Source organism: Mucilaginibacter sp. P4_G9 (assembly GCF_056400985.1).
Genome location: NZ_JBFUKF010000128.1, coordinates 1 through 13,902, shown reverse-complemented (window position 1 = coordinate 13,902; position 13,902 = coordinate 1). Strand labels below are relative to the sequence as shown.

Sequence of the window (13,902 nt, the reverse complement as noted above, 5' to 3'; positions counted from 1 at the left end):
GAGTTGAATACCGACTGACCGACAAAGGGTTGAATACTTTGCCAATCGTAGATCAACTTGCAGCTTTCGGACTGCATAACCTTTTCTGATATTTAATTTTTAATAGCTATATATCAATTTCATCGCTCCGCAAATCTCTTCTTATTTAACTTTGCCGATGTAAATTTACATGAGAAACACAGCGGGTACAGTTGGTTCCCCGATATAATTTTAACTAAATCACGCAAACTGAACGCGACAATTACTTTGAAACTAAGACTCGACACGGCTGACTGGTTTTTAAACGGCGTAATGATATTTAGGCACTAAAACTACGTTTGGCTTTTCTATATACAAGGCAGGTCTGTAAGTTACGGAAGTGCCCGGATCCGGAATGAAAAAACGGTGTCAAATTCAAATTCTATTTTAGGTGAATCTTGTGGAGTATACACGCCGAATGTGTTTGTTGGCGACGGGAGCAGACCTTATCAGAGAACTACAGAAATCCACGAAGCTCAAAGAGGATGTCAGTTATAGTTAAACCAAAACATATATTTTGCAAACAATTATAAATAACTATTTTCGTCGAGTCAATTGTAAACGAAACCAGTAAATTTCATTTTGGCGATTTTAATGATTCGTTTCAGTACACTTGTGATGTATTGAACGCAATTAAGATCGTAGTAATTATTGCCAAACCGGAAATAAAAGGCGACCTCTTTTATTCACTTTATGTTTAAAACTTTATAAGCCATGGCGTCCATTTACGGAGCTTTTGATGATCATCAACTTGCTGATCTTTTAACGTCAGATGATGAGGCTGCATTCGTTGAAATTTATGAACGCTATTGGAGTAAGCTTTATATAGTGGCACGAAACAGATTAAATGACTCCTGCGAAGCAGAAGAAGTCGTTCAAGATATATTTTACAGCCTTTGGCGGAATCGAAGGTCGTTCGAATTGATAAAGGGATTTGATAATTATTTTTTATCAGCAGTAAAGTTTGGCGTAATTAACCGGTTATCAAAAAAGGCCCGGCGAGTGACTTATTCTCAGGAGATTGCTGAAAGGGCATCAGAAATTGATGAAAGTACAACTCACCAGCTGGACTTACTTGACCTTCAACAACACATACAAGTATCTTTAAGCAGTTTACCTGACAAATGCAGGGAAATTTTCAACTTAAAGTACGTTCAGGGATATTCACAACGACAAATTGCCGAGGAACTGACAATTTCCGAAAAAACAGTAGAAGCTCATTTATCAAGGGCCCGTAAAAAGCTCAAGGGGACATTTTTTCATATCTCATTATTCCTTATCTCAATTTTTCTTTTGTTCTCGCAACAGTAATATTCAATACCTGCATGTAGGCAGCAATTTTTTTTTGCTGCATAGGGATTTGTGCCTTTGCTTTGTCTATATATAAAACGACATCTTTAATGGCTGCAAAGGAAAACCAGGAACGCATATGGGAACTTGCCAGGAAATGGCAGGATGATAGCATTACAGAAGACGAACGTAAGGAATTCAATGATTGGTATAAATCCTTTGATGACACCGGTATGCCCGATCTCCTGGGTGATAGCCCCGAGGCATTAAAGGAACGAATGCTTCGGTCTGTTATGAAAATGAAAAGCAATTCTGACGGGGCAGCTGCACAAACGACGTTTTTTTCTTATCGCGTTGCTGCCGCAGCAATTGTCCTTCTTTGCTTATCTGTCGGTGCATATTTATTTTTAAGGCCGTCAATAAAATACAGCGCTCACAAGATTGCTTTTATAAAAACCGATGCCAGTCCCGGGCGTAATAAAGCAATACTTACTTTATCAAACGGCGAAAAACTCGACCTTGATCAAGCGCAAAGCGGAATATTGGCCAGAGAAAAAAGCGCTATTGTCAAGAAGACAAAAGATGGGCGGTTAGCCTATAACAATACAGCTTTAGGAGCTGGCCTAAACAATGGCAAAATGTTATATAATACGGTAACTACGCCAAGGGCGGGACAATATCAAATTACACTGCCAGACGGATCGGATGTTTGGCTTAATGCCTGCTCGTCCATTAGTTTTCCGCTTGCTTTTGGGGAAAATGAGCGGCAAGTAAAAATAACGGGAGAGGCTTATTTCGAAGTTAAAAAAAATAAACATTTACCGTTCCGTGTAATCAGCAACAACCAAATAGTAGAAGTACTTGGTACACATTTCAACATTAACGCCTATGTAGATGAATCGGTTGTAACAACAACCTTACTCGAAGGATCGGTAAAGATATCTCAACTTAACCAGTCCGGCGCCAAGTTTCTTAAACCCGGGCAACAATCAACTATTCAACCCGGTAAAGCGGCTATTAATATACAACAAGTAGATACTGAAATTGCTGTTGCCTGGAAGAATGGTTATTTCCGCTTTGAACATGCTGACCTGCAATCATTGATGCGGCAGTTTTCCAGATGGTATGATGTTGATGTAAGTTATGAGGGCGCAATAAGTGATGATTTTTTTGAAGGGCAGATACCGCGAAGCTCCAAATTATCTGAAGCATTAAAAATATTGGAATTGGGAGATGTCCACTTTAAAATAAAAGACAAAAAATTAATAGTGCTGCCTTAAATGACCTTTTTAATCAAACAATTGTTAAACCAAAAGCTCAATGATATGAAGAAATAGCTATACAATAACCACATGCCTAAAAAGAGCCGAAAGTGCTTCCAACACTTTCGGCTAATTACGTCGGGCCAGTCAAAAAACGAATCCATTACTAACCCAAGCTTAACAAAAGTATGAAATTTAAACTATGTGGCAAATTAGCTGCCATTGGGTGGATTTTTCCATCTAAAATCATTCTGGTGATGAAACTCACTACACTCCTTTTAATTATTGCCTGTGTGCAAGTATCCGCCAAAGGATACGCGCAAATGGTTACGCTCTCAGAAAAGAACATCCAAATAGCTGAAGTGTTTACCAAGCTGCATAAGCAAACCGGTTACAGTTTTTTTTACAAATACAAGTTTGTCAAAAATATAAGGGTATCTGTTGAATTACAGGATGTAAATATTGAACAAGCCCTAAACGCGATTTTAAAGGACCAGCCGCTCACCTATTCTATTGTCAATAAGACTGTGGTTTTAAAAAGAAAGGAAGGAACTGATGCTACAAAAGACATCGGTATTCCGCCTGTAACAATAAAAGGTAAAGTCCTCGATGAAAACGGAAAAACCTTGCCAGGCGTCACAATTAAAGTCAAGGGATCGAATACTGGGGTCGTCACCGATTCAGAGGGTTTATTTACGTTCACGGTTCCGGAACATGCTACCATTGTTGTATCCTTTATCGGGTATGAGTCGCAGGAAATTGCGTTAAACGGAGAACTAAACTTGACTGTCAAACTTACGCCTTCCCTTAAATCCCTCGATCAGGTTATCGTGATTGGCTATGGCGCTCAAAAGAAATCGGACATTACCGGCTCAGTTGYACGTGCCGATTTGGAGTCATTCAGACAATCGCCCAATACTAATTTAGTACAGTTGTTGCAAGGAACGGTGCCCGGTTTAAATATCGGACAGGTATCATCTGCGGGCCAGTCGCCTACGATTCAAATCAGAGGACAATCTACAATTTCCGGATCCCAAAATGTTTTGATTGTTCTGGACGGAATTGTTTATAGTGGCGATATATCAAGCATTAATCCAAATGACATCGCTTCCATCGATATCTTAAAGGATGCAAGCAGTAAAGCCATTTACGGTGCATCAGCAGCAAACGGCGTATTGTTGATCAGCACAAAAAAAGGGAAAGCAGGCAGCAAGCCGGTTATTAACTTTTCATCTTCCTATGCTACACAGAACCCAGCTAGCCAGTTACATCCTTTAGACAGGAATGAGTTTATACAAAAAGTAAAAGATATCAATTGGCGACAAGCTTATTTAGCGCCTGATTACCTTACACCAAATCCGGCCTTCGATCTCCGGTCAAAATTAGATGCTACGCAGGTATCGGGTTATGACAATGGAACCGATTACAATTGGTACAAAGCAGCCACTAATCCGGGCCTGTTGTATGACCAGCAGCTAAGTGTGAGTAACGCTACCGAAAAAACCAATTTTTTCATTTCCGGCGGCTATACCAAACAAAAAGGCTTTGTTATTAATGATCAGTTCAACAGGAAATCGGTAAGAATCAATCTGGAAACGAAAGTTTTCGATTGGCTTACTGTCGGAGCGCAGGCATTTACTTCACTAGCTGATTATTCCGGTAACCCACCAGATTTACGAAGCATCATGCTTTACAGTCCTTTGAACACTCCATACAGCCCTGCCGGAGCCATCAATTTGACACCCAATGCATCCATTAATAATCCCTTTTTAAGTACCTATGGAAGTGATTATAACCACAGAAATACACTGTCAGGTAATTTTTACGGGATTTTCAATATTCCTCAGGTTAAAGGACTTACCTATCGTTTGAACTATGGTAACGGATATTATTGGAATCAACATTACATGGCTAACCAATACTCCGCTAATTTTACAGGGGCGGTTTCAAAAGTTAATGATGCCACTTACGATTATACTTTGGACAACATTCTAAATTATAAACGAACTTTTGGTACTGATCATTCAATTGACTTAACCATGGTTTATGGCGCAAGAGAGCGTAAGTATGAAACCACATCTGCTTCAGGCGCGGGATACAACAATATATCGTTGGGTTATAATAGTTTACAACAAGGACTTATCCAGCAAATATCATCCAATGCTTATAGCGAGACTTATAATTATCAAACTGCCAGGCTGAGTTATGGCTATAAAAGCAAATACCTGTTAACATCTACGATCAGGAGGGATGGATTTTCCGGCTTTGCCAGTAATAAGAAATTTGGTGTTTTCCCATCAGTGGCAGCTGCATGGGTAGCCAGTAATGAGTCCTTTCTTAAAATCAACTGGCTTGATAATTTAAAGTTACGGGTGGGTTATGGCTCCAATGGCAATTTAACCAACCGTTATGCTTCTTTGGCTACTGTATCTCAGGGCGCTGCTTATGTTTTCGGCGATGCCGGCAGTACCTTATTTGGCCAACAGGTAGCTACATTAGCCAACAACAACCTATCATGGGAAACGACAACCGGTATTAACATTGGTGTAGATTTTTCGTTATTCAATGGACGGATAAGTGGGGCTGTGGATTACTACAATACCAATACCAATAATTTGCTTTTTAGTGTTAACATCCCTACAATTACAGGATTCTCGTCTATCAATACCAATGTTGGGGAAATAAATAATTCCGGTGCTGAATTTACATTAAATACAATAAACGTTAAAGTAAAGGATTTTCAATGGAGCACTGTACTAAATTATGCAACCAATAAAAACAAGATCAAAAAATTACTGGGCTCCGGTGACCTTGTATCCAGCAACCTGTTTATCGGACAACCTTTGGGTGCTATCTACAACTATAAAACCGATGGTTTATGGCAAATTGGAGAAACGCCCCCGGGCGGTTATTACACAGGCGGCAATAAGCTGGTGGATGTCAATGGCGATGGTAAAATAACATCAGATGACCGGGTAATTTTAGGGCATACCGAACCCGCTTACAGGTTTAGTATAGGCAATACGTTTTCTTATCAACAGTTTTCGTTATTTGTATTTATCAACTCTGTACAGGGTGGAAAAAATGGCTATTTGGGCTACAATAATCCATGGAGCGATGGTGGTATTCAGCAGGGAGATAATGCCATAAGAAATAACTGGTTTAAAGAAGTCAATTACTGGACACCTTCAAATCCAAATGCAACTTACCGCATCACGGGCAGTGTGCCTGCTATCGATCCAGGCATCTATCAGAATAGAAGCTTCGTAAGGCTCCAAGAGGTTTCACTCAGCTATAATTTCAGTAGCGCACTGATCAACAAAGTGGGAATAAAAAATCTGCGTGTTTTTCTGAGCGGTAAGAACCTTGCAACTTGGACGAAGTGGAAAGGATGGGACCCTGAAACCATCCAGGGCTTTGCTTATGGAGCATCCCCGGTTATTAAAGCGTATTCCGCAGGATTAAATGTTACCTTTTAATTATTAAAACATGAAAAATCTATATAAAATTTTGATGTGTACTGTGTTACTGAGTACAATATCATGTAAGAAGACATTCCTCGATGAAAAACCACTCGATTTTGCAAGTACGGTCAATTCATTTAGCACTTTAAAGGACTTTAACGCTTCTGTTTATAACTTATATAATTTAGTTCGTACCGAGTTTTATACTTACGATGAACAAAGTCCATTTGATTACATCTACGGATTGGACCTGGTATACGACGGCCAGCCAAGCGGCCCTCAGCGGTTTAGTGATTACGCGGTTTCAACCAATCCGAGTAATGGTTATTTAACAATCCATTGGACTAACCTCTATAAAATCATTTCAGAAGCGAACACCATTTTAAACAGGTTGCCATCCTCATCAGTAACTGGTGCGGATGCTAATATTGTTCAGGCGAATGCCAGGTTTTTTCGAGGTTTTGCCTATCGGACACTGGCCTATTTATACGGTGGGGTTCCGTTAGTGTTGAAGGAAGTGACTTCGCCTAAGACGGATTTCGTAAGGGCGAGTCAGGCTGATGTTTATAAACAAGTGATTGACGACCTGATGTTTGCCGCTGCCAACCTGCCGGCAATTTCGGCAGTGCAAGATGGCCAAATATCCAAAACGGCAGCTCAGCATTTGTTAGCTGAAGTTTATTTAGCCGCAGGGCAGTTTAATAATGCGGTTACAACGGCCAGTCTTGTAATCGATGATGGAAATATGGCTTTAATGAAAACAAGATTTGGGTCGCAAAGCGCAGACCCGGGAGATGTTTATTGGGATTTATTCAGGCCGAAGAACCAAAATCGTAGTTCGGGTAATAAAGAGGCTATCTGGGTAATTCAATTTGAAAACGATGTGCCGGGAGGCTCTTCATCCGCTACGTCTATTAACGGTAGCTACCGTTTGGAAAGACAGCACGCACCTTTAATCAGGGATCTTACATTAAGCGGTGGCGCAAAACCGTTTTTATGGCCGGTATCCGATTATACCGGTGGAAGGGGCATCGGCTGGGCCATTTCTACAAGATATTTTACCAATTCCATCTGGACCAGTGATTTTAGTAATGACATGAGAAACTCAAATTATAACTTTGTCCGGACTTTCACCTACAACGACCCGGCTAAACCCGCGTATTTTGGCCAGAACGTTTCGACAGAAAATCCGCCAGCGGGAGTTACCGTCCCAAGCAGGGCATTTTACGCCTATCAGTCCAAATGCACAACTCCGGGAAAACACCCGGATGGATTATTCATCAATAAGTCCACGTTTTTACTGAGTTCTGCAGCAGGCGGTACATATTGTAATCAATATATGTTTCGTCTGGCCGAGACCTATTTAATACGTGCCGAAGCATACCTCGGTGCCGGATCGTTGGAAAACGCTGCAAAAGATATAAATGTTGTCAGAGCGAGGGCAAATGCCTCACCCGTATTATCTTCTGCGGTCAATATTAATTACATATTAGATGAGCGGATGCGCGAATTAGGTGTTGAAGAAAAGCGACGGCTTACTCTGGCCCGGCTTAATCTGGTTTACGATAGGACCGTAAATGTAGCGCACAATCCGGTTGCTGCCAATATCAAACCAACCAACAATCTTTGGCCGATACCTCAAAGTGAAATAGAAAGAAACAAAGACGCCAAATTAATTCAAAATCCTGGCTATTAGTGTAATACTAAATAAAACAAAGCTTATTTTAAATGGATAATTTTAAGATAAAAATTAAGTATCTGACACTAATTGCATGCCTGTCCATAATGATTGGACAGGCATTTGCGCAGTCAGCTGTTCAGCCACTTCCATACATTCTGGACATGGTGCATAATAACCCCGGGGAAGTACCTTATGTAACAAAGTATAATGATCCGGTTTACATGAAATCGCAGGGTTTTAATGGAATGGTAACCCATTGGTTTGTCAATTGCGCCATTACTTATGATAATTACGAAAAAGGCATTGTTCCTGAAAATAGTAAAGAGCGGGAATGGATAATGGCGAAAGCTGCGGAAATCGATAAAAAGTTGAATGCCTGTAAAAAGGCCGGTATGTGTGTTTATCCATTTACYGACTTCATTGTTTTTCCAAAATCTTTGTGGACAAGATATGGCAGCGAAATAACGGGACAAGGTAAGGTAGCCGGGACTGGCGGCATGGACGAACGGTCGAGAAAGCCCGATATGCAAAGCAAAAGAACCCAGGATATGCTCCGTGCACAGATCGCCGGCATTTTTGAACGGTTTCCTCAACTGGACGGTTTGACACTTCGCTTTGGCGAAACATATTTACAGGATGCCCCTTACCATATGGGAGGCGGGCCTATACGTGATGGCAAGAGTGGTATAGAAGACCAGGTGACCTTGATAAACATTTTACGGGATGAGATTTGTGTAAAGCGCAATAAGAAGCTGTTTTATCGTACTTGGGATTTTGGATATAATTTCCATAATAACCCCGATTATTATCTGGCAGTTACCGATCTAATAAAACCGCATCCTAATTTAATTTTTGTCATTAAATATCAGCAGGACGATTTTCACCGCATGACACCATTTAATCCTACACTCGCCATCGGCAACCATGCACAAATAGTGGAGGCGCAATCAAGGATGGAAGCTTATGGGAAAGGTGCGCATCCGTATTATACGGCCAAAGGCGTAATAGACGGCTGGCCGGAGACGAAATATGAAATCGTTTTTGGGCGACACGAATTCAATGGAAAGCTTAACGATCCAGACAAACCGCGGGGAATAAAAGATATTTTGGGTAAAGGACTATTAAAAGGAGTAATGACATGGTCAAATGGAGGCGGATGGGACGGTCCGTATATCACTAATGAGTTATGGGCAGATTTGAATACATACGTGCTTTCGCAATGGGCGCAGCATCCCGAAAAGTCCGAAGAAGCCATCTTTTATGAGTTCGCTAAAAGGCTTGGGTTAACTGGTTATGAAGCCGATCTGTTCAGACAGTTAAATCTATTGACCATAGAAGGGGTGCGGAAAGGACAATTGAACAGTTATACGTCTAATGCCGTTTGGTGGAGTCGTGATCAATATTTTTCAGCGGCAGAAAACAAAAATATAGTCGATGAAATCATTAATAAAAAGAGAGAGAGAGAAATGTTGGCTGAAAAAGCAGAGGCTTCAGCCATATGGAGGCAGATTGAAGCGTTATCGAAACAAATCCATGTAAACAATGCAGCTGATCAGGAAGCTGTTGAAGTGTCCTGTACTTATGGCCGGATAAAATATGAACTGATCGAGCAGATGTGGATATTGATGATAGAAAACGGCATCGCAAAACGGAGCGGCAGTTTCAATATAGGGATAATTAAGCAGGCCATTAACCGTTACGACCATTTATGGTCGGAATGGAAGGCTCTAAAATCATCCAGTAAATATTGCGCTACTCTTTATACCGATTTGGCTTTTAGAAATCAGCAAAACGGAAGTATTGGAGAGCTGGTTGACAGTTTAAGAAAGGTTTTATGACGATCGTTATGTTTATGCTTATCGTATCAGCTTTAATATAGGGACACTGATACACGTTACACAGTTGATATTTAGTGAATTACTGAACTCCTTTATAAAACTCTGCCAAATAAACTTCTCGAGAAATTTATTTCAATTCAAAGAATATGGAATGGGTTTAATATCTGTTATTGCATTCCTCCGGTGTTAGTGACTTTAATGGTTTTTAAAAGACGATTTACTGATTTAAGGACGGGAGTCAATCTATCATTGGTTGCCTCCGACTATAGGGGGCTTTGAGTAATCCATTCAATTCGAACAGACATTTTCATAATTAAAAAGAATTGTTTTTCCCTTTTTTCGTATATTTGCATATAGCATTTGCAGCTATATACTTATAAATAAAATGTGGTGAGTAATTCGGTGAGTACGAAATTGAAAACAATTCAAGATATCAAATTAGCGCAGAAAATTAGGGTTAAAACAAATCCCTCCCTCTCCGCTGGAAAAAGTTGAGTAGTACTTTAACTACTCAACTTTTTAATCCTAAAAAACTAACGCCGCCCCGCTTTTCAAACCTTCTTTGTATTTCTCTTTATCGAATTTATATAGAAAGGGCGGCCTGTGCCCGCTGATTTTTTTTGTTTCGTTAAGTTTGGTAATGATACCCGTTGCCATGAGTTTTTTACTGAAGTTGCGATCATCCAACTCTCGCCCTAAAATTGTTTCATATAACATTCGTATTTCCGGGAGTGTAAATTTTCCAGGCAGTAATTGATAGTCGATTGGGAGATGACCCAGCTGGATGCGTAACGCTTTTTGCGCTTCATTAACTATCTCATTGTGATCGTGCAGCAATGCCGGGAGATTGGTTACGTCCCACCATTTACACTCTTCAGTGTAGAAACTTCCATTTGTTTCTACTTTGGTAAAATCAGTTAGGGTATAAAAGCCAAGGGTGATAAATGGCTGCAACAACCAATGGTCATCTTTAATATTTAAGCCGGAGATGTTACTTAAAAATTCAGCTGTCAGATACTCGTCCTTGTTTCTGCCAGGTTTGCTGAACACTTTAAATTGTTGCAGATAAATATCCTTTAGACCGGTACGCTGTTCAGCAACCCTGGCTGCTGCCGACTCTGCAGATTCCGTTTTCTTTATATATCCACCTGGTAACATCCATTTGTTAATGCCCTGCGGGCGTTGCAAAAGCACCTTAAGCTCTTTTTCATGATATCCAAAGATCACATTATCTACGGCCACGCCCGGGTAGTATATGGCTTCGCCATCGATCAGCAACTCTCGGGAACTTTCCGGTAATTTATCCATAATGCAAAATAAAAAAAAGATTTACGTAAAAAGTACGGATTGATAAAAATATTTTTACCTTTACGTATTAATTACGCAAAGGTAAAGCGGCTATAACTGTTTATGTATTCAATTAGATATCAATTGCTTAAATTAAATTCAAGAATGAAAAAAGTAAAACTCTTATCCTCGTTTATTTTCGTTTTAATATGTTGGGGTTTCGCCGTTCAAGCAGCACCTATTTCCCTTGTTGGTAAATGGTATGGGCTTAAGGATGGCAGCCCGATAACCGTTGAGTTTCGGAGCGATCAAACAATGTCTATCTATACAGAAGCATTTTCGGCTATTTCTTTTACATGCCGATACAAAGTCGATTCCACGGTTCGCCCAATGAAAGTTGATCTTATTGATATTCCGGGAGGGATGGCTTGCTCTGCAATAGTACGTTTTTCTGATAAGGGCGAAATGGAACTCTTTGGTTTTTTTGGTGCACCCGGCTATACTCAACGGCCTACTCAAATAGAAATCAGATCAACGCGGGTTGATGCTTTGTATTTAAAATTAAGCCGCAATGCGAATCTCCTTAAAGCACGAGCTCAGCCTGCATCTCCTGAGAAAGAAGCTAAACTGGCATTTACAAGAAATAAGCGCTTAGGCAGAGGGATTAATTTAAACGGCCTTCTGGACAATAATTCTGGCGATAAACCTATCAAACCTGAATATATTAAAATGATAGCCGAAGCAGGATTCAACAGCGTCCGTCTCCCAATTACCTGGTCTGTCCATAGTTTAAAATCTGCCCCTTACACTATTGATCCCGCATTTTTTAACAGGGTTGACAGTATTGTAAATCTTTGCCTGAAAAATCGTTTGGCAGTATCTATCGACATTCATTATTACCCCTATATAAATATGGCGGAAGGCGACAGCAGTATTAGTTTTGATGATAATATTAAACGGTATTATTTGCTTTGGGCACAAATTGCAAAACACTATAAAAATTACCCTCCCGAAGTATATTTTGATTTGTTGAATGAGCCGAACCTGGAGATGGGCGCTAAACTTTGGAATGAGTTGATAGCTAAATCAGTTAAGTTGATCAGAAAAACGAACCCCGGCAGAACCATTCTCATTGGCACCCCTAACCTTGCCCAATCCTGGACCATCGGGCTGCTTGAATTGCCAGCCGATGATTGGAACCTGATTGTGCAAATACATTACTATCTGCCACATTTGTTTACGCACCAGGGATTGGCTTACGCAAGGGCAGAGTCGAGCATCGGCATGAAGTGGAATGGAACACCGGAAGAAAAAAAGCCGATAGAAAGTGACCTTAACTATTGCGCAAAGTGGGGCAAGATTCATTTTAGGCCGATCAATCTGGGAGAATTTGGAGTGAACGAAAATGCAGATATGACCTCTCGTGCCCGATATATCGGTTTCGTAAGGGAATTGGCAGACAAAAACGACTTTAGCTATCACATATGGGGATTTCGGGAAATTTTCCGGGTCTTTGATGAGACAAATGGCAAGTGGCATCAACCTGTTTTGGACACTTTGATACCTGCAAAGCACCAAATTGATTGAGTTTTATAGCTAAACATTATAATGAAGTTTTCATTAGCTCTTAGCCATGTATCTTCGACAGGTGGGCGAAATGAACACTCATTATTTTTCTTTGTAAATATCTCTAATTTTCAAAATTCCCGGCAGTCATATTTATCCATCAACTTTTTGAGTGTTAATTATTTCCTTTACAACGTGTAAAATCCCATCAAGGTGTTCTAATAGATTCCCGTTCACCCCGCTGATTCGATAACAAAACATAATAAAGGCCTGCAAATCAAATAATTGCAGGCTTTTTTGTATTTTAAAGCAAATCCCTTATTTATTCATCAAATCCCTATAAATAGCCGAAGAGCTGATTATCTATCCTGATAATTATGATTTGTTATATTGCTTTCGATAAACAAGGGGTGATTGGCCCGTAATTATTTTGAATTGTCGATTGAAATTGGATAGATTGTTGAATCCACATTCATAGCATATTTCAGCGACCCTTTGGTTGTTATCGTGTAAAAGGGATGTGGCATGAATAACCCGTACTTGATTAACAAATTGAGAGAACGTTTTTCCTGCTTGCCTTTTGAAATAGCGGCAAAAGGCAGCTTCGTTCATGAATACAAATGCGGCTGCTTTTTGGAAACTTACTTCCTCTTTGAAATTCTCTAATACATACCGGTAAACGTCGTTCAGTTTTGAGAAACCATGTTGCCTTTCTATGGTTCCATAAGGCCCGAGCGGCAACATCTTTACCCTATTATCTGGGAGCAATGTTATACGGTCTAACAGATCCAGTAAAAGCAAAATCGGTTTCAATCCGGGTTTGGTTAATTCAGTAAATAATCCCTCTGTAGCTTTGTTCGGTGAAGTGAACTTAAACCCGGATGACTGAACAACCTGCAATAACTTTTTTACCTTATGAAATTCAGGTTTTTCAAAAACATCTCTGCCTAAGAAGTCGTGTTTAAACTGAATAATAATCGCGTGAGCTTCTTCACGTCTCAGCACAGAGGATCGTTCTACTACAAAACAATGGGGAAACATCGGACCAAAAAAATAGACATCCCCTTCGGTGAAATTCATTACCATATTGCCTCCATAAAATTTCCCCCGTCCGTGTATAATATAAATAAATTCGTAACCATTATGAAAATGAAACCGATCGGAAAATTGTGTCGCAATCTCTTGTTTTACAATAAAACTGACGTCAATTGGCTGATCGAGCTCTTTAAAAACTTTCTTCATTGAAAACGGAACAAGCAGGTGTTATAAGTGGCTATTCGAATACGTTATTCAAATATAAATAATTATGCCATCATAATATGAGAGTGCCGGATGAACAGGGGCGCGATCATGGTAACGAATATCTATTGATGTGCTTGCCTCCCCGAAGTCCCGACGACCCCGGAAAAAATTAAAAGAGATTTTCGGATTCTTAACAAATAGGACAGGGTGATTTTCATGGATAACCATAGTTCTTCTTTAAGTAAGAGATGTAA

Annotated in this window: 8 protein-coding genes; 6 read left to right on the top strand and 2 right to left on the bottom strand. The window is 40.0% G+C overall.

What is annotated here, in order from left to right:
• Positions 1-732 precede the first annotated feature (732 nt).
• The 5 genes from AC1DPZ_RS12905 (at position 733) to AC1DPZ_RS12885 (ending at position 9,553) form a co-directional block, all read left to right on the top strand.
• Positions 733-1,329: an RNA polymerase sigma factor gene (locus AC1DPZ_RS12905; protein ID WP_188834284.1), complete on the top strand. Its 597-nt coding sequence runs from the start codon at positions 733-735 to the stop codon at positions 1,327-1,329.
• A gap of 89 nt (positions 1,330-1,418) precedes the next feature.
• Positions 1,419-2,588: a FecR family protein gene (locus AC1DPZ_RS12900; RefSeq protein WP_188834283.1), complete on the top strand. Its 1,170-nt coding sequence runs from the start codon at positions 1,419-1,421 to the stop codon at positions 2,586-2,588.
• A gap of 170 nt (positions 2,589-2,758) precedes the next feature.
• A complete protein-coding gene (locus AC1DPZ_RS12895; protein ID WP_477403914.1) occupies positions 2,759-6,049 on the top strand; it encodes a TonB-dependent receptor in 3,291 nt (1,096 codons plus the stop codon).
• Positions 6,050-6,059: 10 nt separating this feature from the next.
• On the top strand, positions 6,060-7,730 hold the full coding sequence (locus tag AC1DPZ_RS12890) for a RagB/SusD family nutrient uptake outer membrane protein (RefSeq protein WP_188834281.1): 1,671 nt from the start codon (positions 6,060-6,062) through the stop codon (positions 7,728-7,730).
• Positions 7,731-7,762: 32 nt separating this feature from the next.
• Positions 7,763-9,553 carry a hypothetical protein gene (locus AC1DPZ_RS12885; RefSeq protein WP_477403912.1) on the top strand — a complete coding sequence of 597 codons (1,791 nt, stop codon included), beginning with the start codon at positions 7,763-7,765 and terminating at the stop codon, positions 9,551-9,553.
• 525 nt (positions 9,554-10,078) lie between these two features.
• Here the strand turns inward: AC1DPZ_RS12885 and AC1DPZ_RS12880 are convergent.
• Complete coding sequence (locus AC1DPZ_RS12880; RefSeq protein WP_477403910.1) at positions 10,079-10,861, bottom strand: NUDIX hydrolase; 783 nt, start codon at positions 10,859-10,861, stop codon at positions 10,079-10,081.
• 144 nt (positions 10,862-11,005) lie between these two features.
• Here AC1DPZ_RS12880 and AC1DPZ_RS12875 point away from each other — a divergent pair, with 144 nt between their 5' ends.
• Positions 11,006-12,427 carry a glycoside hydrolase family 5 protein gene (locus tag AC1DPZ_RS12875; protein WP_477403908.1) on the top strand — a complete coding sequence of 474 codons (1,422 nt, stop codon included), beginning with the start codon at positions 11,006-11,008 and terminating at the stop codon, positions 12,425-12,427.
• A gap of 354 nt (positions 12,428-12,781) precedes the next feature.
• Here the strand turns inward: AC1DPZ_RS12875 and AC1DPZ_RS12870 are convergent, their stop codons facing one another.
• Positions 12,782-13,648 (bottom strand): helix-turn-helix domain-containing protein, encoded by an 867-nt coding sequence (locus AC1DPZ_RS12870; protein ID WP_477403906.1) that lies wholly within the window; start codon positions 13,646-13,648, stop codon positions 12,782-12,784.
• Positions 13,649-13,902: the final 254 nt, after the last annotated feature.

What these genes read in the sequence shown, in the direction of transcription:
- AC1DPZ_RS12890 (WP_188834281.1), top strand. Translation starts at nt 6,060, where the DNA reads ATGAAAAATCTATATAAAATTTTGATGTGTACTGTGTTACTGAGTACA.
- AC1DPZ_RS12870 (WP_477403906.1), bottom strand. Translation starts at nt 13,648, where the DNA reads ATGAAGAAAGTTTTTAAAGAGCTCGATCAGCCAATTGACGTCAGTTTT.
- AC1DPZ_RS12875 (WP_477403908.1), top strand. Translation starts at nt 11,006, where the DNA reads ATGAAAAAAGTAAAACTCTTATCCTCGTTTATTTTCGTTTTAATATGT.
- AC1DPZ_RS12905 (WP_188834284.1), top strand. Translation starts at nt 733, where the DNA reads ATGGCGTCCATTTACGGAGCTTTTGATGATCATCAACTTGCTGATCTT.
- AC1DPZ_RS12880 (WP_477403910.1), bottom strand. Translation starts at nt 10,861, where the DNA reads ATGGATAAATTACCGGAAAGTTCCCGAGAGTTGCTGATCGATGGCGAA.
- AC1DPZ_RS12900 (WP_188834283.1), top strand. Translation starts at nt 1,419, where the DNA reads ATGGCTGCAAAGGAAAACCAGGAACGCATATGGGAACTTGCCAGGAAA.